A 25,450-nucleotide genomic window follows, 5' to 3' on the forward strand; every position below is an offset into this window, starting at 1 on the left:
CGGCCCGACCCAGAATGTCGGAGGGGGGGGGGTTGCGGCCGTCAGAGGAGGCGTCGGGCCGACGCCCACGCCGTGAGCTCGTGTCGCGAGGACAGCTGGAGCTTGCGGAGAACGGCGGACACGTGGGACTCGACGGTCTTGATCGAGATGAACAGCTCAGCCGCGACCTCTTTGTAGGCGTAGCCGCGCGCGATGAGGCGCATGACCTCCTGCTCGCGCGCCGACAGCCGGTCGAGCTCGTCGTCGGCCTGCGCGGTCTCGCCGGCAGCGGCGCCGAAGGCGTCGATGACGAAGCCGGCAAGCCGAGGGGAGAACACCGCGTCGCCGTCCGCGACCGTGCGCACGGCGGCCGACACCTCCGGTCCCGACGCGCCCTTGGTGATGTACCCGCGCGCACCGGCGCGGATGACGCGCACGACGTCCTCGGCGGCGTCCGACACCGACAGCGCGAGAAATCGCGTCGCGGGGGAGAGCGGCGCTGCCCGCAGCAGGACCTCCTCGCCGCCCGTCCGCTCTCCCTCGCCGCGCGCGTCGGCGGTGAGCGGCAGGTGGACGTCCAGCAGCACGACATCGGGCAGCGTCTCCGCGATCACCGCGACCGCGGTGGTGACGTCGGCGGCCTCGCCCACCACGCGCAGGTCCGCCGCGAGGTCGGCGCGCAACCCGGAGCGGAAGATCGAATGATCGTCGACGATCACGACCCGCAGCTCAGCCACGCGCGCTCCCGGAGGGGAATCGGATGTGCACCTGCGTGCCCGCCCCGCCCGAGCCGGGCCCGACGGTCGCGGATCCGCCGATGCGGCGCATGCGACCGATGATCGACTCGCGGATGCCGATGCGATCGGCCGGGACATCCGTCAGCGAGAACCCGGGACCGCGATCGCGGACGTACACGTCCACCGCTCCGGGCGATCCCTCGATGTAGACGGAGACCTCGCCGCCGGCGTGGCGGGCGGCGTTGAGCATGGCCTCGCGGGCGGCCGCGGCGACCTCGCCGCTCGCACGCTCGGTGGACGTGCCGGCCGAGACCACGGTCATCGCGACCTCGTAGTCCAGCTCGAGCGCCGAGCCGTAATCGCGCAGGTCGGTCGCCAGGTCGCTGTCGGCCGGCAGGTCGCCGTCGTAGAGCCACGCGCGCAGCTCCCGCTCCTGGGCGCGGGCGAGGCGACCGGCCTCGCTGGACGCGCCCGCGCGGTTCTGGATCAGCGCGAGGGTCTGCAGCACCGAGTCGTGCAGGTGCGCGGCCATCTCGGCGCGGTGCTCGGCGCGGATGCTCGCCACGCGGGCCGCCTGCAGCTCCCGCATGCGCGTGACGAAGGTCGAGGCCCACAGGGCCGCGATGGCCACGAGGATCACGAGCACGCCGAGCATCGCGAGCGGGGTCCGACGCGCGGCGACCGTCAGCGCCGCGAGGAGGTGCACCGACAGCAGCGCGGTGGCGAGGATGCGCACGAGGAGGTCGTGGGTGGCGCCGCGGGCGGGATCGTCGCGATCGATCCACGCCGACCACAGGCCGGCCGTGGTGGCGAGCATCACCGCCGGGACGAAGGCGACCAGCGATGACAGACCGGAGTAGTAGCCCCAGTTGATCATCTCCGCCATGATCTGGACCACCGGCAGCGTGAACACCATCGCCAGCGCCAGCGCGATCCATGCCACGGGCGCCTGCCGGGTGATCCGGCCCGGTCGCGTCGGCGGCGTGAACGCCCACAGCCACGCATACAGCAGCACGCCCGCGCCGAGCGCGGGGGCAAGCACGACGAACAGCGCGCGGGTCGGACCGACGCGCCAGCCGAGGTGATCGGCGAGGCCGCCCGCGACACCGGCGACGACCGCGTCGTTGTGACGCGTGAGCGGCGGCACGGCGACCGCACGGTGCGGTGTGGCGAGTGCGGACACGTCGGGCTCCTCTGATCGCGCGGGATGATGCGAGTCCAGCGAACCACACGCCGGCGACATCCGAACGGGTTCTCAGGGGCGGATCAGGGGAGTCCCTCATGGCCGGCGGCCCGGGGCGCGGGCGAGGATCGAGGCATGACCTCACCGACCGCACCCGTCGCCCCGCCCCGGGCCGAGGCGGCGCCGTGGCGCTGGATCCGCGAGCTCGGTCTCGTCCGCGAGGGCGGCTGGGCCGGCGGCGTCTGCGCGGCGATCGCGCACCGGATCGGCGTCGACCCGATCATCGTCCGCGGGGTGTTCGCCGTCGCCACCGTGCTCGGCTTCCCCGGGCTGTGGCTGTACGCCGCCGGATGGGCGCTGCTGCCGGACGCCCAGGGGCGGATCGCGCTGCAGCTGCGCCACGGATCGGCACCCGCGATCCTCGGCGCGCTCGCCACCGCCGGCCTCGCGATCGTGAGCACGGTCGGCGCGGGCCTCGTGTTCGGGACCTGGGCGATCACGACCGCGAGCTTCCTCGGCCTCGGCGGGGCCATGGCCTTCGCGGTCGTGAGCCTCGCGCTCGCCGCGGTGGTCATCGTGTGGCTGGCCCGGCGCCAGCCGCTCGTCTCGAGTCTCCCCGCGACCGGGGATGTCGGCGGCGCCGTCACGGCGACCGCCGCGGGCGACGGGGTGGCCGTGGGGGCGGCCCCGTCGCCCCTTCTGACCGAGCCCATCGCGCCCGAGCCCTCGGGCGACATGGACGCCTGGCGTGCCCAGTACGCCGAGTGGCGCGTGCAGCACGACGCGTGGCGCCGGCAGCAGGTGGACGGCGAGCGCGCCGCGCGCGAGGAGGAGCGCGCGCGCCGCCGCGAGCAGGTACGGGCCTTCCGCGCCGAGGCCGCCCGCCTGCGCGCCGAGCGCCGGGCCGCCAAGCCGCGCACGTCGATCCCCTTCGTCGCGGTCACCGCCGGGCTGGCGCTCATCGTCGCGGTCGGCACGTGGATGGCGTTCCAGGTGGAGGCGCCCGAGCGCGCGGCGATCGGGGCCGTGCTCGCGGCGGCCGGGGTGGTGGCGCTGGCGATGATCGTCGCCGGGCTGATGCGGCGCCGCAGCGGGTTCCTCGCGTTCGTCTCGGTGGTGCTGCTGGCGATCGGCGGATCGGGGGTCGTGCTGCAGACGTTCGATGAGTTCGTGCCGCCGGGGTCGGCCTACCGCGTGCCCCCCGCCGGCGACTACGAGATCGCGCAGGCGTTCGGCGACCTGACGCTCGACGTGGGGCCCTGGGAGGAGGGCCAGGGCATCACGCGCGTGATCAAGGGATCGGGCACCACGTGGATCACCGTGCAGCCCGACGTCGACGTGAGGATCGAGATCGCCGCGTTCGGCGGATCCGTGCAGGTGAACGACTGGTCTGACGCCGGTCCCACGAGCGAAGACGTGGCGCCGGACCCGGACGGAACCTGGTCCCTCACCTACGACGGGGGAACCAACGTCCCCGCGCGCACGATCCTCCTGGATCAGCGCAGCGGCCAGATCATCATCGACCAGTTCGCCGGAGGAGCGTCATGAGCAACGACACCACCGCACCTTCCCTCCGCTGGCCGGGCATCGTGTGCGGCGCGCTCCTGGCGCTGGCGGCGATCCTCGGCCTCGTCATCATCGCGGTGCCGGACATCTCCGACCGCATCCACGAGGCGCTGTCGCCCGTGCTGCTGCGGGCGGAGCCGGGCTGGATCGGCGCCGCCGTGCTCATGGCGCTGGGCGTGGCGATCGTGATCGGCGGGCTCGTGTTCGCGCTGCGGCACGGGAAGACGCGGGACACCGCGCCGGTCGAGGCCGCGGGCGACACGCCGGCGGAGTGACTGTCCGAGGCCCTCGTTAGCCTCGATCCGTGAGATACATCCCGTCGGAGCAGCGCGTCGTCTGGAGCGCGAGCGACCTCAAGGTCGCCGCCGAGTGCGAGTTCGCGTGGCTGCGGGCGCTCGACGCCAAGCTGGGCCGCGTGCCGGCGGTCGAGGAGCCCGAGGACGAGATGCTCGAGCGGGCCGCGCGGCTCGGCGACGCGCACGAGGCCCGCGTGCTCGAGGCGTACCGCCGCGAGCTCGGCCCGGGCGTGATCGAGATCGCGCCGGCCCGCGCCGGCGATCCGGAGGCGATGGCGGTCGCGCTCGACCAGACCGCGCGGGCGCTGAACGACCCCGCCGCGCGCGTCGTGTTCCAGGCGGCCTTCAGCACGCCCGAGTTCGTGGGCTTCGCCGACTTCCTGTGGCGCGAGGACGACGGCTCCTGGCGCGTGCAGGACTCCAAGCTCGCCCGGCGGGCCAAGGTGACTGCGCTCATGCAGCTGGCGGCGTACGTAGACCAGCTGGATCGGCTGGGCGTGCCCCGCTCCGGCGAGGTCGACCTGCTCCTGGGCGACGGCACCACGAGCACGCACCGCGCCGACGACCTGCTGCCGCTGTTCCGGGTGCGGCGTCGGCGCCTACGGGCGCTGATCGCCGATCGCCGCATCGACCTCGGTGCCGCGGGCGAGCCGATCGCGTGGGGCGACGGGCGGGGCGACCTCGAGGTCGTGGCCTGCGGGCGCTGCGCCACCTGCGAGCAGGAGGCGATCGCGCAGCGCGACGTGCTGCTCGTGGCCGGCATGCGACCGGTGCAGCGCCAGCGGCTGCGCGCGGCGGGCATCGAGACGATCGACGCGCTCGCCGCGGCGACCGAGCCGACCGCCCGCATGAACCCCGAGGTCTTTGCGGGGCTGCGCACGCAGGCGCGCCTGCAGCTCGCCAGCCCCGCCGGTGTGCCCTCCTCGGCCGAGGCCGAGGTCGAGGAGCACCCGGTCCCCGCGTACGAGGTCGTGATGCCCGAGGCCCTCGCCACCATGCCGCGGCCCGACCGAGGCGACATCTTCTTCGACTTCGAGGGCGACCCGCTCTACAGCGAGCCCGGCGCGGCGGGCGACGAGTGGGGGATCGACTACCTCTTCGGCTGGGTCGACATGCAGGAGCGCTACACCCCGCTGTGGGCGCACGATCTGGCGGCTGAGCGGGAGGCGCTCGAGCGGTTCTGCGACTTCGTCGCGGCGCGGCGCGCGGCCCACCCCGACATGCACATCTACCACTACGCGCCGTACGAGCCCACGCACCTGGCGGCGATGGCCGCGCGGCACGGCGTGCGCGAGGGCGATGTTGATCGGATGCTCCGCGACGAGCTGTTCGTCGATCTGTACCCGATCGTGCGGCGCGCGATCCGGGTGGGGTCGCGCTCGTACTCGATCAAGAAGCTCGAGCCGCTCTACATGGGCGACGAGGTGCGCACGCAGGACGTGCAGCAGGGCGGCGACTCGATCCTGCGCTACGTCGAGGCGCGGGCGCTGCTCGAGGAGGGGCGGTCCGACGAGGCGCGCGCGATCCTCGACGACCTCGCCGCGTACAACGCGTACGACTGCGTCTCGACGCGGCGGCTGCGCGACTGGCTCGTCGATCGCGCGCGCGAGGCCGGCGTGCTGCCCGCACCGCCCGACCGCAACGAGGCCATCACCTACGAGCCGTCGCCGCTCGCCGAGCAGCTGCGCATCCTCGCGCTCGACGGCGATCCGGACGACCCCGACGCGGAGGCGCTGCGCCTGGGCGCGGCGGCCATCGACTACTACCCGCGCGAGGCCAAGAGCTACTGGCAGGGGCACTTCCAGCGGCTGCGCGAGCCGCTGTCGCTATGGGCCGAGACGCGCGACGTCGTGGCGGTCGATGCGGCGCGCTCCGCGATCGTCGAGGACTGGCACACGCCCGAGTCGGGCCGCGTCGAGCGTCGCGTCGTGGCGCTGCGCGGCGATGTCGCGCCCGGAACGCGCCTGCGGGAGGGCGCGGAGCCCTACGCGCTCTACGCGCGCCCCGCCCCGTTCGCGGCCGAGGTCTCGCCCCGCTGGATCCATGTGCCGCGCGGCGTGCGGGTGATCGAGGAGCTCGACGACGGCGTCGTCGTGGAGGAGACGGCGATCGGCGGCATGACGTGGGCCGAGCTGCCCGTCGCCCTCGCCCCGGCCCCGCCGCCCCGCGCCGGCAACCAGCAGAAGGCGATCGAGGCGTGGGCCGAGTCGGTCCTCTCCGCCGCCGGCTCGTCGCCGGCGGTACCCCCGGGCTCGTCGACCGCAGCGGCGCAGCCGCGGAGCGGAAACGGGTTGAGCGAGGAGCGCAGCGACGAGCCGAAACCGCCGCACGGGGCCCCGGCACCGCGCCGCGCCTTCCCGTCCGACGCCGCCACCGACCTCCTGCGTCGCGTCCCGCCGCGCGCCGCGGGCGGACTCACCCCGAGCGCCGGCGACGACGTCGCCGCGATCACCGCGTCGATCCTCGCCCTCGACCGCGGCTACCTCGCGGTGCAGGGCCCTCCCGGCACGGGCAAGACCTACGTGGGTTCGCACGTGATCGCCCGGCTCGTCGCCGAGCACGGCTTCAAGGTCGGCGTGGTGGCGCAGTCGCACGCCGTCGTCGAGCACATTCTCGATCGCATCGTCGCGGCGGGGCTCCCCGCCCTGCGCGTGGCCAAGGCGCCCAAGGACGCCGGTGCCGAGGTGTCGTTCACGCCCATCCGCAAGGACGGCGTGGTCGGCTTCGCGGCCGAGCATCCGGACGGGTTCGTGATCGGCGGCACGGCGTGGGACTTCTCGCACACGCAGCGCGTGCCGCGCGGCAGCCTCGACCTGCTCGTGATCGACGAGGCGGGCCAGTTCTCCCTCGCCTCGACGATCGCCGTCTCGCTCGCGGCCCGGCGCCTGCTGCTGCTCGGCGATCCGCAGCAGCTGCCACAGGTCAGCCAGGGCACCCACCCCGAGCCCGTCGACACGTCGGCGCTCGGCTGGGTCATGGCGGGGGAGCAGGTCATCCCCGCCACCCACGGGTACTTCCTCGCGCGGTCGTGGCGCATGCACCCGGAGGTGTCGGCGGTCGTCTCGCGCCTGTCGTACGCCGGCCGGCTGGCCTCGCGGGAGGGCGCGGAGCGGCGCGCGGTCGAGGGCATCGACCCCGGCCTGCACGTCGTGCCCGTGCGGCATCGCGGCAACGCCACCGAGTCGCCGGAGGAGGCCGCGGAGGTCGTGCGCATCGCCCGGGACCTGATGGGCCGGGCATTCACCGACATCCGGATCACCGGCGACGGATCCGCCGAGCCGTGTGATCCGCGACCGCTCGCCCCCGCCGACGTGATCGTCGTGGCGCCCTACAACGCGCAGGTGCTGTGCGTCGAGCGGGCGCTGGCCGAGGCCGGTCTGGACGGCGTCCGCGTGGGCACGGTGGATCGGTTCCAGGGGCAGGAGGCGGCGGTCTCGATCGTCACGCTCGCGGCCTCATCCGGTCGCGATGCGCCGCGCGGCAGCGACTTCCTGCTCCTGCAGAACCGCCTCAACGTCGCGATCTCGCGCGCCATGGTGGCGTCGTACCTCGTGCACTCGCCGGCGCTGCTCGACGACCTGCCGCACACCCCCGAGGGCGTCACCCGCCTCAGCGCCTTCGCCCGCCTCGTCGGCGCCTGACCCGCGCCGTGCGCGCTGCGGCGGGCGCGCAGCTCGCCGCGCCGATCCGGCCCACGGCTCGTCGACCGAGCGAAGCGAGCGGAGACGGGTCGAGCGAAGCGCCCGAAGGGCGCGCAGCCGAGACCTCGCGCCGGCCGCCCGGAGCTGCGGCTGGCGTGCACTTCGGCGGCCGGATCCCGCGCAAGGCCGGAGATCCGCACAAGGTCGGCCGGATCCGGGCCTTTCCGTCCGCCCGAGCGCGATTCTCCTCCGCGGTGCGCAGTTGATCCGCCCGGGCGCGCAGCCGAGACCTCGCCCGGGCCACTCGAAGCCTCCGCCCTGGCGTGCACTGCGGCGGCCGGATCCCGCGCGAGGCCGGAGATCCGCACATGGTCGGCCGGATCCGGGCCTTTCCCTCCGCCCAAACGCGGTTCTCCTCCGCGGTGCGCAGTTGATCCGCCCGGGCGCGCAGCTCGCCGCGCCGATCCCGCCCACGGCTCGTCGACCGAGCGAAGCGAGCGGAGACGGGTCGAGCGAAGCGCCCGAAGGGCGCGCAGCCGAGACCTCCCCCCGCGCCCCCGGAACCTCCGCCCGGGCGTGCACTGCGGCGGCCGGATCCCGCGCGAGGCCGGAGATCCGCACGCGGTCGGCCGGATCCGGGCCTTTCCCTCCGCCCGAGCGCGGTTCTCCTCCGCGGCGTGCGGATTATCCGCCCGGGCGCGCAGCTCGCCGCGCCGATCCCGCCACGGCTCGTCGACCGAGCGAAGCGAGCGGAGACGGGTCGAGCGAAGCGCCCGAAGGGCGCGCAGCCGAGACCTCCCCCCGGCCGCGCGCCCCGGCGCCGGGATCAGTACCCGGCGGAGCCGTAGAGGCGGTCGCCGGCGTCGCCGAGGCCGGGCACGATGTAGCCCTTCTCGTTGAGCTTCTCGTCGAGCGCGCCCAGCACGAGGGTGACGTTCTTGCCGGCCGTGTGCTTCTCGATGAAGTCCACGCCCTCGGGCGCGCCCAGCAGGCAGACGGCGGTCACGTCGACGGCGCCGCGGTCGAAGAGGAAGTCGATCGCCGCGCCCAGCGAGCCGCCGGTGGCGAGCATCGGGTCGAGCACGAAGCACTGGCGGTGGCTGAGGTCGTCGGGCAGGCGCTCGGCGTACGTGGTGGGCTCGAGCGTCTCGTGGTCGCGGACCATGCCGAGGAAGCCCACCTCGGCGGTGGGGACGAGCTTGACCATACCGTCGAGCATGCCCAGGCCGGCGCGCAGAATCGGCACGACGAGCGGTTTGGGGTCGCTGATCTCCACGCCGATGGTCGTGGTGACCGGCGTCTGGATCTCGCGCGGCGAGACCCGCACGTTGCGGGTGGCCTCGTACGCCAGGAGCGTGACGAGCTCCTCGGTCAGCTGGCGGAACACCGGCGACGGCGTCTTCACGTTGCGGAGGACGGTCAGCTTGTGCGTGATGAGCGGGTGGTCCGCAACGTGCAGGCGCATGGAACCAGGCTACCGGGGGCGACCTGAAGGGAGACAATGGATCATGCCGGTCGCCGCGCGGGCACCGTGCAGAAAGGTGTCGCCATGAAGGCTCTCCAGTACGTCGAGGTCGGCAAGCCCCCGGTCGTCGTCGAGGTTCCGACCCCCGAGCCCGGCCCCGGACAGGTGCGTCTGAAGGTGACCGCCGCGGGCGCCTGCCACTCCGACTCGTTCGTGATGGGCCTGAGCGAGCAGGAGTACGCGCAGTTCGGCTACCCGCTGCCGATGACCCTCGGCCACGAGGGCGCCGGCATCGTCGACAAGCTCGGCGAGGGCGTCACGAGCGTCGCGGTGGGCGACGCGGTGGCGGTGTACGGCCCCTGGGGCTGCGGCACCTGCTACCAGTGCGCGCAGGGCAAGGAGAACTACTGCGAGCGCGCCGCCGAGCTCGGCATCACCCCTCCGGGCCTCGGGCACGACGGCTCGATGGCGGAGTACATGATCATCGACGACCCGCGCCACCTCGTGCCGCTGGGCGACCTCGATCCGGTCGCGAACGTCGCCCTCACCGACGCGGGCCTGACCCCGTACCACGCCATCAAGATGTCGCTGCCCAAGCTCGTCGCCGGCAGCACCGCCGTGGTGATCGGCACCGGCGGCCTCGGCCACGTCGCGATCCAGATCCTCCGCGCGCTCACGCCCGCGACGGTCATCGCCCTCGACGTCAACGACGAGAAGCTGGCCCTCGCCAAGGAGGTCGGCGCGCACCACGCGTTCCTGTCCAACGCCGAGGCGCCGGCCGCGATCGAGAAGGCCCTCGGCCGCAAGACCGTCACGGCCGTGTTCGACTTCGTGTCGATCCAGCCCACCATCGACCTCGGCGGCGCGCTCTCGGGCGTCGAGACCGACCAGGTGATCGTGGGCGTCGGCGCCGCCAAGGCCGACGTGGGCATGCTCGCCAAGCCGTACGACTCGACGATCCGCTCGCCCTACTGGGGCGCCCGCGCCGAGCTCATGGAGGTGCTGAACCTCGCCCGCACGGGCCTCGTGCACGTCGAGACCGAGGTGTTCTCGCTCGACGAGGCGCCGCAGGCCTACGACAGGCTCCACGAGGGCACGCTGCGCGGTCGCGCGGTCATCGTCCCGTAACGGATGCGCGAAGGGCCCGGGATCTCGTCGATCCCGGGCCCTCGTTCTACCCTCGAGTCATGACGCCCGCACCCGCCGATGCCGCCGCGATGGACCGAGCGCTCGAGCTCGCCTCCGCCGCGTGCGTCGCGGGCGAGATCCCCGTCGGCGCCGTGGTGCTCGACCTCGACGGCACGGTGATCGGCGAGGGGCGCAACCTGCGCGAGGAGCTGGGCGATCCGTCGGCGCACGCCGAGATCGTCGCCCTGCGGCAGGCGGCGGAGGAAGTCGGCTCGTGGAACCTCGAGGGCCGCACCCTCGTGGTGACCCTGGAGCCCTGCCTGATGTGCGCGGGCGCGCTGCTGCAGGCGCGGATCGGCCGGGTCGTGTTCGGCGCATGGGACGAGAAGGCCGGTGCGGTCGGATCGATGTACGACGTCGTCCGCGATCGGCGGCTGCCGTACCGCGCCGAGGTGATCGGCGGCGTTCTCGAGGAGGAGTCGCAGCGGCTCCTGCGCGCGTTCTTCGAGGCCCGCCGCTAGCGGGTCAGGCCCGCTTGGCCCGGACGCTGGACCACTCGTCGTCCAGCGAGATGTTGCCGTTGAGGGTCCAGCCGAACTCCTGCACGCGGGCCCAGATGGTGTCGCGGTTGATGTCGGCACGATTGCCCTTGGGGTAGCCGATCCACACCGCCCGCGGCGCCGTCAGGCGCGGCATCACGTCGGCGAGCAGGCCGTCGAGCTCCTCGCGGCTGCGGGCGAACATCACGGCGACGTCGGTGGTGTCGCGGTCGATGCCGTTCACCACCGTCACGCCCTCCGGGAGCGGGTCGATCAGTGCCCGCTGTTGCGGGGTCGAGGGCCCGAACAGCACCTCGGTGCCCGGCTTGATCTGGAGCTTCTCGGCGACGGTGCGCGTCATGGTGTCGTCCCCTCAGCGCGGCAGGATCGGCAGGACCTCCTCGCCCAGGTAGGCGAGGTGGTCGAGATCGGTCATGTCGATCATCTGGAAGTAGATGCGCTCGGCACCGCGCTCGCGCAGCCGGCCCACGCGCTCGGCGATCGCGTCGGCCGAGCCGCAGAACGTGTGGCTCTCGCGGAAGGCGGCGAGGTCGACGCCCGTGTTCGCGGCGCGGCGGGCGACATCGGCCTCGGAGGCCCCGGCGAGCACCGTGAGGCCGACCGTGCGCTTGAGGGTGGCCGGGTCGCGGTCGATCGCCTCGCAGGCGCGCACGACGCGCTCCAGCCGATCGGCGATGACGTCCTCGGGCTGGAACACGATGTTGAACTCGGTGGCATACGACGCCGCCAGAGCGGGCGTGCGGGAGGGGCCGGCGCCGCCGACGATGAGCGGCATCGGGCTCTGCACCGGCTTGGGCAGCGCGGGGGCGTCCTCGAGGCGGTAGTGGGCGCCCGCGAACGAGAAGGTCTCGCCGATCGGGGTCGACCACAGGCCGGTGAGGATCTGCAGCTGCTCCTCCAGCAGGTCGAACCGCTTGGCGGGGAAGGGCAGGCCGTAGGCGCGGTGCTCCGCCTCGTACCAGCCCGTGCCGAGGCCCAGCTCGAACCGGCCGCCCGACATCGCATCGATCTGCGCCGCCTGGATCGCCAGCAGCCCCGGGTGCCGGTAGGTGACCGACGAGACGAGCGTGCCCAGGCGGATGCGCGAGGTCTCGCGGGCGAGGCCGGCGATCGTCGTGAGCGCGTCGGTCGGCCCGGGCAGGCCGTCGAAGAAGTCGCCCATCTTGAGGAAGTGATCGGACCGGAAGAAGCCGTCGAACCCGAGCCGCTCCGCCGTCTGGGCGAAGGCGAGCTGGGTGTCGTAGTCGGCGCCCTGCTGGGGCTCGATGAAGACGCAGTACTCCATGCGCCCAGTCTGGCGGATCGGCGTCGCAAGTCCCCAAGTCTGTGTCGAATCCGGGCGTCCGAACGCGCGGACTTCGCAGAGACTTGAGGACCTGCGGATCAGACCCGGTCGGCGAGCACCGCGATCCGCTTGCCGCCCACGCGCGTGAGCAGCAGCGTCGCCGAGGCGTCGCCGCGCAGTCCCAGGCGCGTGCGGAGCGCGGCGGGGTCGACGTCGACGCCGCGCTTCTTGATCTCGAGCGTGCCGATGCCGCGGGTGCGCAGGGCCTTGGCGAGCCCCTTCGGATCGGCGGGCAGGATCTCGCGCACGCGGAAGCTCTGCACGAACGGGCTCGTGATCGCCGCGTCGCCCGTGAGGTACGCGATGCCGGGCGCGACGGGGCCGGCCCGCAGCGCCCGCGCGACGTCGCCCACGAGGCGGGCACGGATCACCGCCCCGTCTGGCTCGTGCAGGAAGGCACCGAGCGGGCGGTCGGGCTCGTCCTCGGTGTCGGCGGGGGCGGTCAGCTCGTGCGCGGCGCCGTCGCGCAGCACGAGCGCCGCCCGGCGCACGCCGTCGCGGGCGAGCGCCCCGGACCACAGCACGAGCTCCACGGTCGAGCCGCCGTCGCTGACCCACTGCGCCTCGGCGTGCGCGGGCAGCGCGTCGCGGTCGTGCGCGGGCCCGAGCTTGATGCCCGTGGGCAGGCGCTCGCCGAGCCCGAAGGCCCAGTCCAGCGGCGGGGAGTAGTCGGCCGCGGTGACGCGCCGGGTCTCCGCGTGGCCCGCCGTGCGCCGGGCCGGGTCGAGCCAGACGGCATCGACGCCCGAGAGGTCGGCGTCCTGCGCGAGCCCCTGCGCCACGGTCGTTCCCGGGCGGAAGGGCGCGAGGTTGTAGGCCGCGAGCGCCGCGGTGACGTCGTCGGCGTCGACGGCCGTCACGTCGATCCCGAGCGCCGCGAACGCCAGGGCATCGCCCCCGATGCCGCAGCCCAGATCGGCCACGCGCCCGACGCCGGCCGCCCGCATCCGCTCGGCGTGGTGGGTGGCCACCGGCAGGCGCGTGGCCTGCTCGAGCCCGGCGCGCGTGAAGAGCATGCGCCCCGCCAGCTCGCCGAACTTCGCCACCGCGCGGCGGCGCAGCCGGGCCTGCCCCACGACGGCCGAGACGAGCTCGGGGGAGTGGCCGGCGGCCCGCAGTCGCGAGACCACGCGGGCGACGTCGGCGGCCGTCTGGACGGGGTCGAGCGTGTCCAGCAGGGCCAGCCCCTCTCGCGTCAGCAGGGCGTCGAGCTCGGGGCGATCCATCCGTCCAGGGTACGGCGGCGCGGCCGAATCGACCGGGGATCGCGATCGTTGGCACTCGCATTGCGAGAGTGCCAACGGATGCCTACACTGGCGTTAGCACTCTCCGCGCGAGAGTGCGAACACTCAGTCTTCCGGACAGCACAGGAAAGAAGAGGTACACCGTGTCGGTTTCCATCAAGCCGCTCGAGGACCGCATCGTCATCAAGCAGGTCGAGGCCGAGCAGACCACCGCCAGCGGTCTGGTCATCCCCGACACCGCCAAGGAGAAGCCCCAGGAGGGCGAGGTCGTGGCCGTGGGCCCCGGCCGCATCGATGACAACGGCAACCGCGTTCCGCTCGACGTCGCCGTGGGCGACCGCGTGCTGTACAGCAAGTACGGCGGAACCGAGGTCAAGTTCGGCGCTGACGAGTTCCTCGTCCTCTCGGCCCGCGACGTGCTCGCGGTCGTCGTCCGCTGACGCACTGACGTCCGCACGAAGGCCCGGATCCCTCAGGGGGTCCGGGCCTTCGTCGTGCCCGGGCGGCGCGGATGTCCCGCGCCGACGGGCATTGGCAGAAATCGCACGCGAGTCGTCCGACGGACGGCCGGCTGCGCGGCTCCCGCGGCGCCGGCGCGGACTAGCCTTTTACAGTGAGCCAGCCTTCCCCCTCCCGTGCGAACCCCATCGATCCGGAGCGGGAGAAGCTCCTCGGCGTCGGGTACGGCGCCGGCGCGTATCTGCTGTGGGGCGTGCTGCCGCTGTACTTCGTGCTCCTCAAGCCCACCGGCGCGTGGGAGGTCGTCGCCTGGCGGATCCTCTTCTCCCTCGTCTTCTGCGCGCTGCTGCTGACCGTCGTGCGCGGCGGCTGGGTCCGCATGATCGCGGTGATCCGCAATCGGGCCGTCGTGGGATGGACGGTGCTGGCCGGCCTGCTCATCTACGTGAACTGGCAGGCGTTCCTCATCGCCACGCAGAGCGATCACGTGATCGAGTCGAGCCTGGGCTACTTCATCAACCCGATCGCCACCGTGCTGCTGGCGGTCCTCGTGCTCAAGGAGCGGGTGCGTCCGCTGCAGTGGGCGGCCATCGGCATCGCCGTGGTCGCCGTCGTCGTGATCGTGGTCGCGTACGGGTCGGTGCCCTGGATCGCGCTGACCCTCACCGCGTCGTTCGGCCTGTACGGCCTGGTCAAGAAGCAGATCGGCGGCGCCGTCGACGCGGTCAGCGGCCTGGCGCTCGAGACGCTCTGGCTCGCGCCCATCGCGGTGGTGCAGCTCGTGATCGTCGCGGCGACCACCGGCCTCACGCTCGGCCAGCACGGCGTCGGGCACACCCTGCTGCTGATCGGCAGCGGCGTGGCCACCGCGGTGCCGCTGCTGCTGTTCGCCTCGGGCGCGCGCCGGGTCACGCTCACGACGATCGGGCTGCTGCAGTTCATCGCGCCGATCCTGCAGTTCCTCACGGGCGTGTTCATCCTCGGCGAGCCGATGCCGGCCGAGCGCTGGGCCGGCTTCGTGATCGTGTGGGTGGCGTGCGCCGTGCTCGTGGCCGACATGCTGCGGGAGGGCCGGCGATCGCGCCGCTCGGCGCCGGGTGTGGTGAGTCTCGCCAGATAACGATTGGGTCGCGCTGAGCAGTTTGCTCAGTCATTCAATGTAGCGAAAACATTCCCGAAACAATCCCTGGGGTACTGTCCTGGAAACCGAGGGCGATTTGTGCAACCCGACCTCGGACCTGACCCCGAAAGGACATACCCGATGGTTCGATCCAGGAAGGCGCTGCTCGGCTTCGCCGCACTGACGGGAACCGCAGCGCTGGTGCTCGCGGGCTGTGCCGCGAGCGACACCCCCGCCGAGGACCCCGAAGAGAGCTCGTCCGGCGCGCCCGTCGAGGGCGAGGACCTCTCGCTCAACATCGGCACCGCGCTGCCCGTGAGCGGTTCGCTCTCGTTCCTCGGCCCGCCCGAGATCGCGGGCGTCGACTACGCCGCCTCGCTCATCAACGCCTATGCCGAGACCACCGGTCTCACCGTCGACATCAACCACGGCGACTCGGGTGACCTCGACAACAAGGCGTACGAGACCGAGATCCCGCGCCTGCTCGCCGAGAACCCGGCCGCCATCATCGGCGCCGCCTCGTCGGGCGTCTCGCTGCAGTTCATCGACCAGGTCACGGGCGCCGGCGTCATCCAGTTCTCGCCGGCGAACACGTCGGACGCGTTCACGACGTACGACGACAACGGCCTGTACTTCCGCACGGCTCCGTCCGACACCCTGCAGGGCGACGTGCACGGCAACTTCGTCGCCGAGCTCGGCCACCAGACGCTCGGACTCATCGTGCTGAACGACGCGTACGGCACCGGCCTGGCCAAGTACATCACCGACGCGTTCGAGGCCGCCGGCGGCGAGGTCGTCGCGGCCCCGACGTTCAACCCGGGCGACACGTCGTTCGACTCGCAGATCGCCGAGGTCCTCGCGCAGGACCCCGACGCGATCACGGTGATCTCGTTCGACGAGGCCAAGACGATCCTGCCGACCCTCATCGGCCAGGGCTTCCCCGCGGAGAACGTCTTCCTCGTCGACGGCAACATGGCCGCGTACCCCGACTTCGAGCCCGGTCTGCTCGAGGGCGCGAAGGGCACCTACCCGGGCCCGACGCCCGACCAGGTGCAGGACTTCATCGACGGGCTCGACGCCTTCGTCGAGGAGTCCGGTGACGCCGCGCTGAGCGACTACACCTACGCTCCCGAGTCGTACGACGCGACGATCCTGCTGGCGCTCGCGTCGCTGGCGGCGCAGTCGACCGACTCGGCCGCGATCGCCGAGAAGCTCATCGAGGTCTCTGGCGGCTCGGGCGACGGCGAGAAGTGCGAGTCGTACGAGGCCTGCGCCGACATCATCCTCGGTGGCGGCACGGCGGACTACGACGGCGCGTCGAGCCCGATCACGTTCGATGAGGTCGGCGACCCGACCGAGGGCTTCATCAACATCTACGAGTACGGCGCCGACAACACCTACACGCCGTACGAGGGCTGATCCGCTCCTGACGACGAACCCCGCCCCTGCGTGCTGCAGGGGCGGGGTTCTTCGCGTGGGGCGAGGGTCAGGCCAGCGAGGGCTGCAGGAGCGCCTTCGCCGAGACCGAGCGGCGCCGCGCCACGGCGATCGTCGAGACGAGGAACGCCAGCACCGCCCAGATGAGCACGCCCGCGATCGCCGCGCCGGCGCCGTCCGTGCCGGTCGCGACGGCCAGGAGGGCGTCGAAGGCCGTGGTCGTGGGCAGGAACGACGTCACGCCGCGCAGCGCATCCGGCAGCGTCGAGACGATGCCGACCGCGAGGGCCAGCGCGCCGACGATCGCCGCGATCCAGCGCCCGGCCCCGCCGAACACCGCCACCAGGGCCTGGTGCACCGCCGCGAAGCCGATGCCGACGAGCATCGACGCGCCCAGGAACGCCCAGGCGGTCGCCGCGTCGTAGCCCGCCGCGAGCTGGGCGACGCCCGCCACGAGCGCGCCCTGCACGGCGCCGATGAGCGCGGCGGGCAGCAGGGCGCCGCCCGCGAGCAGCACCGACGATCGGCGCGAGGTGAGGGCGCGCGCCGTGACCGCCCGCAGGGCCAGGAACGTGGCCAGGGCGCCGAACCACAGCACGACGGCCGCCAGCAGCGGGATCGCCGAGGCGCCGAACAGCGAGTCGTCGGTGCCGTCGGCGCCCACCGGGTCGGCGACGACCGAGGCGAGATCCTGCGCCTCGCTCTCTCCGTACGACGGCACGGCCGCCACGGCCTGGTCCAGGCCGCCGGCGAGGGAGCTCGCCCCGCCCGCGAGCTCGCCGAGGCCGTCGCCGAGCTCGCTCGCCCCCGTCGACAGCTGCGATGCGCCGTCGGCGAGCTGCGGCGTGCCGGCGGCGGCCTGCTCGGCGCCCGTCGTGAGCTGGCCCAGGCCGGACGCGAGGCTGGAGGCGCCCGCGGCGAGCTGGTCGACGCCGTCCGCGCTCTGCGTGGCGCCATCGGCGAGGCCCGACGCGCCCGACGCGAGGTCGTGCGCGCCCGAGGCCAGCGCCGGGGTGTTCGCGGCGAGCGTGCCGAGCCCGCCCGCGAGCTGCTGCGCGCCGCCCACGGCGGGAGCGAGCCCGTCGGCCGTGGCGCCCGGGACGGTGTCGTTGATCGACGTCAGGCCCCGCTGCGTGCCGGCCGCGGCCTGGGCGACGCCCGGGGCGCTGGCGGCGAGGGCGTCGAGCTGGTCGCAGAACGCCGGGGCGGCCGAGACGCGGCACGCGGCCGACAGGCCCTCGAGGCCGTCGGCGAGACCCTGCGCACCCTGAGCCGCGCCGGCGGCGGCCTGCTCGAGCTCGGCCGGGACGATGTCGGTGGCGCGGATCTGCTCGACGCCCTGGGCGAGGCCCGCGGCGAGCTGGTCGGCGCTGGGCGCCAGGCCCGGGTTGGCGGCGGTGCCGTCGCCGTTGAGCCCGGCGTTGACCTGGTCGAGCCCGGTGGCGAGCTGGCCGGCGCCGTCGGAGAGCGCCGCGGCGCCGCCGGCGAGGCCGGGGTTCGCCGGCGTGCCGTCGCCGCGCAGCCCGCCCGCGAGGGTCGCGATGCCGTCGGCGAGCTGGGTCGCGCCGTCGGTAGCCGCCGACGCGCCCGTGGCGAGCTGGCCGATGCCGTCGCCGAGCGTGCCGATGCCGTCCGCCAGCTGCGTGGCGCCGGAGGACAGCTGGTCGGCACCGCCGCGCGCCTCGCCCGCGCCGGTGGCCAGCTGCGCGGCGCCGTCGGCCGCGTCACCCAGCTGATCGCCCATGGTCGTGAAGCCGATGAGCAGGTTCGACAGCGTCGCCTCCGACAGCATGTCGCCGAGGGTCGCCGTGGCGACGTCGGCCACCTGCGCGGTGATCGCGCCGTCCACGAGGCGCGCATCGGGCGCCGTGGTGACCTCGATGGTGGCCTTCTGCGCGGGGTCGTCCGACCCGGCGAGCGACTGGCCCGACGAGGTCGCGGCCGCCGAGAACTCCTCCGGGATCGTGACGATCGCCTGGTAGGTGCCGTCGCGCAGCCCCTCGCTGGCGTCGTCCTCGTTCGACAGCACCCAGTCGAGGTTGCTGTCGAGATCGTCCGAGCCCTCCACGAGGCCGGCCGCCAGCTGCCGCCCCAGCGGCGTGTACTGGCCGTCGATCGTGACCGGCTCGTCGAGGTTCACGATCGCCGCCGACATGTTCTCGAGCCGCTCGGTCGGGTTGTACAGCGCCGCGACGAGCACGCCGCCGATGACGGCCGGCAGCAGCAGCACACCGATCACGGTGAGCCAGGTGATGGGCTTGCGCGAGCGGGCGCGTTCCAGGGTGGTCATGCGTTCACCTCGAGGTCGATGGAGTTCACGTCGACGCGGTGGATGGTGCCCCAGCCGGCGTCGGAGAGCAGGGAGCGGGCCGCGCCCGCGTCGGTCGACGTCGCCACGACCGTGAGCGGCCGGGCCGGATCGGCCACGTAGGCTGCGTCGCGCAGCGCGGCGGCCACCTGGTCGCGCTCGGCCGGGCCGAGGCGATCCACGCCGTCGAGCACGACGATGGCGGGCTTGCCGCGCAGCGCGTGCCGGGCCGCGGCGATCGGGTCGCCCGCACCCAGCAGGCCGAGCCCCACGTGCGTGCGGACCCAGGCCGCGCGCGCCGGGAGCAGGTGCCCCGCCACGCGCAGCAGGCCGTCGGTGGCCTCCGTGCGGCCGGCGATCGCGAGGGCCACCGCGCGCGAGCGGCGCGGATCCTCCGCCGACAGCACGATCGCCTCGCCGGGCTCGGCGCGCAGGTCCACGCCCGACGCCAGCACGACGTCGTCCGCGGCGACCGTGAGGCCCTCGGCGGCGATCGCGGCCGTCGAGCCGGGTTCGGGCCAGTTCTCGAGCGAGCGCTCGCGCTCCACGGCCTCACCCTCGATGTCGAAGTGCGGCAGGCGCCGCTCGAGCCACGCGGGCATGCTCCACGCGTGGCGGCCCAGCAGCGCCATCACCGCCGGCACGAGCGTCATGCGCACGAGGAACGCGTCGACCGCGATGCCCACGGCGAGCGCGAGCGCGATCGGCTTGATGTTGCTGTCGCCCTCGGGCACGAAGGCCGCGAACACCGCGAACATGATGACGGCCGCGGCGGTGACCACGCGGGCGGAGGCGGAGTAGCCGCTGCGCACCGCCTCGACGGCCGTCTCGTTCGCCGCCTCGCGCGCGTCGGGCCGCAGCGAGTCGCCGAGGAGGCCGCGCCGCTTGGCCGCGTGCACGTAGTCCTCCCGCATGCGCGAGACGAGGAAGACCTCGTAGTCCATGGCGAGGCCGAACAGCACGCCCATCACCACGATCGGCATGAACGCGATGATCGGGCCCGTCTTGGACACGTGCAGCAGCTCGGCGCCCCAGCCCCACGAGAACACGGCCGCGACCACGCCGAACGCGGCGAGGATCGACAGCAGGTAGCCGAGGGCGGCCTTGATCGGCACCCAGATGGAGCGGAACACGATCATCAGCAGCACGAACGACAGACCCACGACGAAGATGCCGAACGGCACGAGCGCCTTGCCGAGCTGATCGGAGATGTCGATGGCGACGGCCGTGAAGCCGGTGACCTTGAGGTCGATGTCGTACTCGTCCTGCCACTCGTCGTGGTGGGAGCGCAGCTCGCGCACGAGCTCGCTCGTCGCGGGGTCGGACGGGCCGGTCTCGGGGATGATCTGGACGATCCCGGTGTCGATCGTCTCGTTGGGCGTCGCTATGGCGACCTCCCGCACGCCGGGGATCTGCTCCACCTCATCGGCGAGGTCCTCCATGAGGGCGACGGGGTCGTCGGAGGTGACGATCGTGCCGGTGAGGATCAGGGGGCCGTTGAAGCCGGCGCCGAAGTGCTCGCTCGTGAGGTCGTAGGCGACGCGCGCCTCGTTGTCCTTGGGCAGCACGCCGGCGTTGGGCAGCGCGAGGCCGAGCGAGCCGACCGGCAGGGCCAGCACCCCGAGCCCGAGCACCACGGCGACGGTCGTGACGATCGGGTGCTTGGTGACGCCCGTGACCCAGCGCCGCGCGAAGCCGGGCCCCGCCGCCTTGCGGGCCCGGCGGGGGCGGCCGGCGGCCTTGTCCTTGACGAAGCCGAGCAGGGCCGGGGTCAGGGTGACGGCGATCGTGACGGCGATCGCGACCGAGACGGCGGCCGCGAGCCCCATGGTGGTGAGGAACGGGATGCCCGCGAAGCCGAGGCCGATCAGCGCGATGAGCACCGTCACGCCCGCGAACACCACGGCCGAGCCGGCGGTCCCCGTGGCGCGGCCGGCCGACTCCTGCGGGTCCATTCCGGCACGCACCTGATCCTGGTGGCGGGCCGCGATGAACAGCGAGTAGTCGATGCCCACGGCGAGGCCGAGCATGAGCGAGAGCAGCGGGGTGGTGGCCGAGATCGTGGCGAACTGCGTGGCGGCGACGATGCCGAGCATCGACACGCCCACGCCGAGCAGCGCGACGGCGAGCGGCAGACCCGCGAGGCGGATCGATCGGAACGTGATGATGAGCACGAACAGGGCGATGATCACGCCCAGCGCCTCGGTGGCCGTGACGGTGGGCAGGGCGGTGGCGAACAGGTCGCCGCCGAGGGCGACCTCGCTGCCCGCGGGGAGGTTCTCGCCCAGCTCGTGCACGACGTCGGTGACGGACTGCTTCGTCTCGTCGCTGATCGTCGTCGCCGAGCCCTCGAACTGCACCTGCGCGATCGCCGCCGTGTCGTCGTCCGAGATCAGGCCGTCGACCATCTCGCTGTACGGCGAGGTGGCGCCGCTGACACCGTCGAAGTCGTTGAGCTCGTCGACGGTGTCCTCGATCGCCTCGCGGTAGGCCTCGTCCTCGACGTTGTCGCCGTCGGCGGCGACGACGATGAACTGCGCGGAGGTGCCCGAGACCTGCGGGAACGTGCGGCTGAGCTGCTCGAGGCCCTCCTGGGCCTCGGTGCCGGGAATCGAGAAGGAGTTGTCGAAGCCCTTGTTCAGGCCGAGCGCCCCGCCGCCCATGACGAGCAGGAGCAGGACCCATCCGATCAGCACGCGCCACGGGTGGCGGTACGACCAGCGGCCGAGGGAGTAGAGCAGAGTGGACACAGGCGCCTCCGAGGAGTGAGGGGCAGGACTTCGATACAACGCTGTATCCGATACGTCTGTGTATCGTATTGCACGCATCTGATCCCTCGTCTGAGGATCAGGTGGGAAAGGACCGCCGTGAGCACCGAGACCCCGCAGCCGCGCAGCCGCGAGAACACCCGGGCGCGCCTGCTCGACGCCGCCGCGCAGGTGTTCGCCGAGGTGGGCCTGGGCGGCGCCTCGGTCGAGGCGATCGTCGAGCGCGCCGGCTTCACGCGCGGCGCCTTCTACTCCAACTTCGACAGCAAGGACGAGCTCTTCCTCGAGCTGGCCGCGACGGTGGCGAGCGAGCGGATCGCCCAGGTGCGCCAGCGGATGGGGGAGCTCGTCGAGACCCCCACGCTCGAGGACCTCGGCGCGTTCGTGCTCGGCGCGGTGGGGGATCGGCCGCTCGACCTCATGCTCACGTCGGAGATCCGCATCCGCGCCCTGCGCGACGCGGAGTTCGGCGCGGCCTTCGCCGAGCAGCAGGAGCGGCTGATCGCCGAGATCGCCGGCATCGTGTCCGACGTGGCCGCCGAGCGCGGCCTCTCGCTGCGGGTCTCCGCCGAGGAGGCCGCCCGCATGCTGCTGGCCATGTGGGAGGCCACCTCCGCTCGCGGCGCGATCCTGCGCCTCGACGAGGAGCGGCGCACGGCGGCCTGCGCCCAGGCCGTCGCGAGCGTCGCCGCCCTCATCATCGGCTGAGAGCGAACGCCGCCGATCCCGGCACCTCCGTCGGCCCACGCGGCGGAACCGCCCCGTACGCTGGAGCCCATGGGCCTGTTCTCGCGCAAGAAGAAGGACGACCGCGACCCGAAGAAGGGTGACGCGGGCACGCCGGAAGCCGAGTCGACCCCACCCGCCGCGCCCGAGGCCGAGCCCGAGGCCACCCCGCCGGCCCCCACGGTGGGCATCTCGATGTCGTCGTTCGCGGGGCTCGGGGCCGCCGGCGCGCCCGTCGAGCCGGCCGCCCCCACCGACGGCACCCCACGGCCCGAGCCGCTGCTGGCCCGCGCCGCGGCCGATCCCCGCATCGAGGTGCGCGCCCACAACCGCCCGGCGCTGCCGTTCGCCCCGCCCTCGCCCCCCACGGTGCTCGAGACCGTCCCCGGACTGCGCGACAACGCGCTCGTGCGCGACGCCCTCGCGGCGCTGCCCGACAAGCCCAGCGGCGCTGAGGTGCTCGGCGTCGTGCGGCAGGTCATGCAGGGCAACCTGTACCTGCGCGTGCAGGGTGACGCGCGCGAGCAGCTGAGGGACGGTGGCCAGATCACCTTCGGCGTCGCCCGCGCGGGCGACAAGGACTACATCCTCGCCTACAGCTCCGGCCAGGCGCTGCGCGATGCCGTCGCCGCCGACGGCGACACCCAGACCTCCGCCATCGGCCAGCCCGTCTCCGCCCTCGTGCGGCACATGCTGCAGGGCACGTTCGCCGGCATCATCCTCGACAACCACTCCGCGCACCGGGCAGTGATCCCGCGCGAGGTGCTGCAGAAGGCGTTCGAGCAGGCCGACCCGCAGGCGCGCGTGAAGACGCTGCTTGCCCAGCCCCGCGAGGCCGACACCCCGCGCCGGCTCGCGAGCGTGCTCGCCGAGCGCCCGCCGCTGTGGGTGGCCGTGGGGCCCTCGCAGAACGACAAGGACAAGATGGGCATCGCCGAGGCGCGCCTGGCCGACGGCACGCGGCTGCTGCAGGTGTTCTCGCATCCGCTCGAGATCGCGGCCATCGGGCGCAACGAGAAGGCACTCCCGCTCGACGTCGCCAAGATCGCCAAGGCGCTCGCCGACCACCCGCAGGTCGGCGGGGTGATCATCGACCCCGCCGGGCCGCTGATGACCCTCACGCGCGAGGAGCTCGCGCCGGTGCTCGCGCTCGCCGAGTAGGAGCTCCCCCTTCCCAAGCGACCGCGCGCGCCCCTAACGTCGGACGCATGGCCAGCGAACGCATCACCCTGCAGGCGGGAGATCGGGAGATCTCGCTCTCGAGCCCGAGCCGCGTGCTCTGGCCCCAGGTCGGCGTCACCAAGCGCGAGCTGGCGGAGTACCTCATCGCCGTGGCCGAGCCGTTCCTCGCCCACAACGGCCACCGGCCGGTCTCGCTCGAGCGCTTCCCGGAGTCCGTCGAGGGCGAGAGCTTCTTCTCGAAGAACCCGCCCAAGGGCGCTCCCGACTACGTCGAGTCGGTCACCGTCACCTACAACTCCGGGCGCAGCCACCCCCAGCTCGTGCTCACCGAGCCGGCCGCGATCGTCTGGGCGGCGCAGATGAACACCGTCGTGTTCCACCCGTGGGCCTCGCGCGCCGACGACACCGATCGCCCCGTCGAGCTGCGCATCGATCTCGACCCGCAGCCGGGCACCGACTTCGCCGACGCCGTCGTCGCGGCCCACGGGCTGCGCGAGGTGCTGAACGAGGCCGGGCTGGAGCCGTGGCTGAAGACCAGCGGCAACCGCGGCATCCACGTGTTCTGCCCGATCGTCCCCGAATGGGAGTTCCTCGAGGTGCGGCACGCGGTGATCGCCGCCGGGCGCGAGCTCGAGCGCCGCATGCCCGATCGCGTGACGATGAGCTGGTGGAAGGAGGAGCGGGGGGAGCGGATCTTCGTCGACTTCAACCAGGCCAATCGCGATCGCACGATGGCCGGCGCCTACAGCCCCCGCCCGCTGGCCACGGCGACGGTGTCGACGCCGATCTCGTGGGACGAGCTCAACGGCCTGGAGCCGCACGACTTCACGGTGCGCTCCATCCCGCGGCGCCTGGCCGAGGTGGGCGACCCCTGGGCGGCGATCACGGAGAGCCCCGGGCGGATCGACACCCTGCTCGAGTGGTGGCAGCGCGACCTCGACGACGGCCTGGGCGAGCTGCCGTTCCCGCCGGACTTCCCCAAGATGCCGGGGGAGCCGCCGCGCGTGCAGCCGAGCCGGGCGAAGAAGGACTGAGCGCGTGGACGACACGCGCGAGCCCCGGCCCCCGCGAGCTGGAGTATCCTCGTCAGCGGGTTGGGGGACTCACCGCACGATCAGAAAGATCACGTTGCACGAGGTCTCGTCGCACCCTGCCCGCATCGGAGCCTGCCCGCACCGCGTGGCGTTCCAGCCGATCGTCGACGTCCAGACGCGCGTCGTGGTCGGCTACGAGGCGCTCGCCCGGTTCGCCGACGGCCGCTCGCCGCTCACCCACCTCGACGAGGCGCGCGAGGGCGGACGCCTGGCCGCCGTCGAGATCGACCTCATCCGCAGCGCGGTCCGCGCGGCGCGAGCGCTGCCGGCCGACCTGCTCGTGACGGTGAACGCCTCGGCCGACACCCTCGAGAGCGAGGAGTTCGTGGGGCTGCTGCCGCCGGAGCGTCCGTGGGGCGTGGAGCTGACGGAGCTCAGCGACGTCCACGAGCGCGAGGGCCGGCTGCGCGATCGCACCGACACGCTCGAGGTGAGCCTGCTCCTGGACGACATGGGATCGGCCCGCACCGAGTCGGAGTGGATCGTCGCGATGCGCCCCGACATCGTCAAGATCGCCAAGGAGATCGTCTGGGCGGCCTGCGACGACCGCGCCGCCCGCACGCAGCTCGAGGACTTCGTGGCGTGGGCCCGGCTCATCGACGCGCGCGTGCTCGCGGAGGGCATCGAGACCGCCGTCCACGATGATCTGCTCGTCGAGGCCGGCATCGAGCTCGCGCAGGGCTTCCGGCACGGTCGCCCCGCGTTCGTCTGAGCCCTCAGGCCGACGCGGGCTCCGGCTCGCGGTTGGCGCGGCGCACCGGCTTGGGCGGCTTGCCGCCGAGGTACGACGCGTGCGCGTCGACGAGGAAGCCCTTGCGCAGCAGCTCCCGGCCGATCAGCATGCGGAAGCCCATCGCGTCGCGCCGCGTGAGCGTGACCTCGGCGGTGATCACCTCGTCGAGCAGGCGCACGTCCATGAGCACGACGTAGCGCTTCTGCGAGTGACCGGAGGAGCTGCGCACGCGGCGCCGGTCGTGCACCGGCAGCTCCAGCGTGACGGCATCGGCCGAGCTGCGCTGCCACGGGTGCACCTCGAAGCGCACCCACGGCTGCCCGTCGCGGGTGAACTCCCTGAGGTCGAACGCGTGCAGCGACGACGTCTGCGCGCCGGTGTCGACCTTGGCCTTGAGCCACTCCACGCCCGTCCCGGGCAGACCTACCCATTCACGCCAGCCGACGTGCCGCAAGGGTGGATGATGGGTACGGGGCACA

21 protein-coding genes are annotated in these 25,450 nt (G+C 73.2%); 12 read left to right on the forward strand and 9 right to left on the reverse strand.

What is annotated here, in order from left to right; translation table 11 throughout:
* Positions 1-41: 41 nt before the first annotated feature.
* Together E3O41_RS02520 and E3O41_RS14315 are read right to left on the reverse strand one after the other, a co-directional pair.
* Positions 42-716, reverse strand: a complete 675-nt coding sequence (locus E3O41_RS02520) for a LuxR C-terminal-related transcriptional regulator (protein ID WP_067028467.1) — start codon at positions 714-716, stop codon at positions 42-44.
* Positions 709-1,899, reverse strand: a complete 1,191-nt coding sequence (locus E3O41_RS14315; protein ID WP_158231539.1) for an ATP-binding protein — start codon at positions 1,897-1,899, stop codon at positions 709-711. Before E3O41_RS14315 ends, E3O41_RS02520 begins: the two co-directional genes overlap by 8 nt.
* Positions 1,900-2,034: 135 nt before the next feature.
* Here E3O41_RS14315 and E3O41_RS02530 point away from each other — a divergent pair, with 135 nt between their 5' ends.
* Genes E3O41_RS02530 through E3O41_RS02540 form a run of 3 tightly spaced genes read left to right on the forward strand, consistent with a single transcriptional unit; the run spans position 2,035 to position 7,402 of the window.
* Positions 2,035-3,447 carry a PspC domain-containing protein gene (locus E3O41_RS02530; RefSeq protein ID WP_067028465.1) on the forward strand — a complete coding sequence of 471 codons (1,413 nt, stop codon included), beginning with the start codon at positions 2,035-2,037 and terminating at the stop codon, positions 3,445-3,447.
* Positions 3,444-3,740: a hypothetical protein gene (locus tag E3O41_RS02535; protein WP_067028463.1), complete on the forward strand. Its 297-nt coding sequence runs from the start codon at positions 3,444-3,446 to the stop codon at positions 3,738-3,740. The genes E3O41_RS02530 and E3O41_RS02535 overlap by 4 nt, the downstream gene beginning before the upstream one ends.
* Before the next feature lie 29 nt (positions 3,741-3,769).
* On the forward strand, positions 3,770-7,402 hold the full coding sequence (locus tag E3O41_RS02540; protein WP_135011970.1) for a TM0106 family RecB-like putative nuclease: 3,633 nt from the start codon (positions 3,770-3,772) through the stop codon (positions 7,400-7,402).
* Between the two features lie 826 nt (positions 7,403-8,228).
* Here E3O41_RS02540 and upp read toward each other — a convergent pair.
* Positions 8,229-8,867, reverse strand: coding sequence for a uracil phosphoribosyltransferase (upp, locus tag E3O41_RS02545; RefSeq protein ID WP_067028462.1), 639 nt, complete (start codon positions 8,865-8,867; stop codon positions 8,229-8,231).
* 84 nt (positions 8,868-8,951) lie between these two features.
* Here upp and E3O41_RS02550 point away from each other — a divergent pair, with 84 nt between their 5' ends.
* Positions 8,952-9,995: an NAD(P)-dependent alcohol dehydrogenase gene (locus E3O41_RS02550; RefSeq protein ID WP_067028504.1), complete on the forward strand. Its 1,044-nt coding sequence runs from the start codon at positions 8,952-8,954 to the stop codon at positions 9,993-9,995.
* A 59-nt stretch (positions 9,996-10,054) separates the two neighbouring features.
* Positions 10,055-10,516: a nucleoside deaminase gene (locus tag E3O41_RS02555; RefSeq protein WP_240482497.1), complete on the forward strand. Its 462-nt coding sequence runs from the start codon at positions 10,055-10,057 to the stop codon at positions 10,514-10,516.
* A gap of 4 nt (positions 10,517-10,520) precedes the next feature.
* Here E3O41_RS02555 and E3O41_RS02560 read toward each other — a convergent pair whose 3' ends face one another.
* The 3 genes from E3O41_RS02560 to E3O41_RS02570 form a co-directional block, all read right to left on the reverse strand.
* Positions 10,521-10,895, reverse strand: a complete 375-nt coding sequence (locus E3O41_RS02560; protein WP_067028458.1) for a DUF3052 domain-containing protein — start codon at positions 10,893-10,895, stop codon at positions 10,521-10,523.
* Positions 10,896-10,907: 12 nt separating this feature from the next.
* A complete protein-coding gene (locus E3O41_RS02565; RefSeq protein WP_067028456.1) occupies positions 10,908-11,840 on the reverse strand; it encodes an LLM class F420-dependent oxidoreductase in 933 nt (310 codons plus the stop codon).
* A 98-nt stretch (positions 11,841-11,938) separates the two neighbouring features.
* Positions 11,939-13,126 (reverse strand): class I SAM-dependent methyltransferase, encoded by a 1,188-nt coding sequence (locus E3O41_RS02570; protein WP_067028454.1) that lies wholly within the window; start codon positions 13,124-13,126, stop codon positions 11,939-11,941.
* A gap of 161 nt (positions 13,127-13,287) precedes the next feature.
* Here E3O41_RS02570 and groES point away from each other — a divergent pair, with 161 nt between their 5' ends.
* The 3 genes from groES (at position 13,288) to E3O41_RS02585 (ending at position 16,142) form a co-directional block, all read left to right on the forward strand.
* Complete coding sequence (groES, locus tag E3O41_RS02575; RefSeq protein ID WP_017203655.1) at positions 13,288-13,584, forward strand: co-chaperone GroES; 297 nt, start codon at positions 13,288-13,290, stop codon at positions 13,582-13,584.
* A gap of 173 nt (positions 13,585-13,757) precedes the next feature.
* Entirely contained in the window at positions 13,758-14,723 is a 966-nt protein-coding gene (rarD, locus tag E3O41_RS02580) for an EamA family transporter RarD (protein ID WP_067028452.1), read from the forward strand.
* Between the two features lie 141 nt (positions 14,724-14,864).
* Positions 14,865-16,142 (forward strand): ABC transporter substrate-binding protein, encoded by a 1,278-nt coding sequence (locus E3O41_RS02585; RefSeq protein ID WP_067028450.1) that lies wholly within the window; start codon positions 14,865-14,867, stop codon positions 16,140-16,142.
* Between the two features lie 67 nt (positions 16,143-16,209).
* Here the strand turns inward: E3O41_RS02585 and E3O41_RS02590 are convergent, their stop codons facing one another.
* Together E3O41_RS02590 and E3O41_RS02595 are read right to left on the reverse strand one after the other, a co-directional pair.
* On the reverse strand, positions 16,210-18,450 hold the full coding sequence (locus tag E3O41_RS02590) for a YhgE/Pip domain-containing protein (protein WP_067028448.1): 2,241 nt from the start codon (positions 18,448-18,450) through the stop codon (positions 16,210-16,212).
* Positions 18,447-21,218: an MMPL family transporter gene (locus E3O41_RS02595; protein ID WP_135011972.1), complete on the reverse strand. Its 2,772-nt coding sequence runs from the start codon at positions 21,216-21,218 to the stop codon at positions 18,447-18,449. The genes E3O41_RS02590 and E3O41_RS02595 overlap by 4 nt, the downstream gene beginning before the upstream one ends.
* 117 nt (positions 21,219-21,335) lie before the next feature.
* Here E3O41_RS02595 and E3O41_RS02600 point away from each other — a divergent pair, with 117 nt between their 5' ends.
* The 4 genes from E3O41_RS02600 (at position 21,336) to E3O41_RS02615 (ending at position 24,950) form a co-directional block, all read left to right on the forward strand.
* Positions 21,336-21,944: a TetR/AcrR family transcriptional regulator gene (locus E3O41_RS02600; protein ID WP_244927261.1), complete on the forward strand. Its 609-nt coding sequence runs from the start codon at positions 21,336-21,338 to the stop codon at positions 21,942-21,944.
* A gap of 69 nt (positions 21,945-22,013) precedes the next feature.
* Positions 22,014-23,123: an SseB family protein gene (locus tag E3O41_RS02605; RefSeq protein ID WP_135011974.1), complete on the forward strand. Its 1,110-nt coding sequence runs from the start codon at positions 22,014-22,016 to the stop codon at positions 23,121-23,123.
* 47 nt (positions 23,124-23,170) lie between these two features.
* Complete coding sequence (gene ligD / locus E3O41_RS02610) at positions 23,171-24,178, forward strand: non-homologous end-joining DNA ligase (RefSeq protein WP_135011976.1); 1,008 nt, start codon at positions 23,171-23,173, stop codon at positions 24,176-24,178.
* 94 nt (positions 24,179-24,272) lie between these two features.
* Positions 24,273-24,950, forward strand: coding sequence for an EAL domain-containing protein (locus E3O41_RS02615; protein WP_158231538.1), 678 nt, complete (start codon positions 24,273-24,275; stop codon positions 24,948-24,950).
* Between the two features lie 4 nt (positions 24,951-24,954).
* Here the strand turns inward: E3O41_RS02615 and E3O41_RS02620 are convergent, their stop codons facing one another.
* Complete coding sequence (locus tag E3O41_RS02620) at positions 24,955-25,425, reverse strand: ATP-dependent zinc protease family protein (protein WP_067028436.1); 471 nt, start codon at positions 25,423-25,425, stop codon at positions 24,955-24,957.
* Positions 25,426-25,450 lie beyond the last annotated feature (25 nt).

It is taken from the genome of Microbacterium sediminis, assembly GCF_004564075.1.
Classification (GTDB): domain Bacteria; phylum Actinomycetota; class Actinomycetes; order Actinomycetales; family Microbacteriaceae; genus Microbacterium; species Microbacterium sediminis.

Coding starts and splice junctions, on each gene's coding strand:
- E3O41_RS02530 (WP_067028465.1), top strand. CDS start 2,035: ATGACCTCACCGACCGCACCCGTCGCCCCGCCCCGGGCCGAGGCGGCG.
- E3O41_RS02535 (WP_067028463.1), top strand. CDS start 3,444: ATGAGCAACGACACCACCGCACCTTCCCTCCGCTGGCCGGGCATCGTG.
- upp (WP_067028462.1), bottom strand. CDS start 8,867: ATGCGCCTGCACGTTGCGGACCACCCGCTCATCACGCACAAGCTGACC.
- E3O41_RS02550 (WP_067028504.1), top strand. CDS start 8,952: ATGAAGGCTCTCCAGTACGTCGAGGTCGGCAAGCCCCCGGTCGTCGTC.
- E3O41_RS02555 (WP_240482497.1), top strand. CDS start 10,055: ATGACGCCCGCACCCGCCGATGCCGCCGCGATGGACCGAGCGCTCGAG.
- E3O41_RS02560 (WP_067028458.1), bottom strand. CDS start 10,895: ATGACGCGCACCGTCGCCGAGAAGCTCCAGATCAAGCCGGGCACCGAG.
- E3O41_RS02565 (WP_067028456.1), bottom strand. CDS start 11,840: ATGGAGTACTGCGTCTTCATCGAGCCCCAGCAGGGCGCCGACTACGAC.
- E3O41_RS02570 (WP_067028454.1), bottom strand. CDS start 13,126: ATGGATCGCCCCGAGCTCGACGCCCTGCTGACGCGAGAGGGGCTGGCC.
- E3O41_RS02585 (WP_067028450.1), top strand. CDS start 14,865: ATGGTTCGATCCAGGAAGGCGCTGCTCGGCTTCGCCGCACTGACGGGA.
- E3O41_RS02590 (WP_067028448.1), bottom strand. CDS start 18,450: ATGACCACCCTGGAACGCGCCCGCTCGCGCAAGCCCATCACCTGGCTC.
- E3O41_RS02605 (WP_135011974.1), top strand. CDS start 22,014: ATGGGCCTGTTCTCGCGCAAGAAGAAGGACGACCGCGACCCGAAGAAG.
- ligD (WP_135011976.1), top strand. CDS start 23,171: ATGGCCAGCGAACGCATCACCCTGCAGGCGGGAGATCGGGAGATCTCG.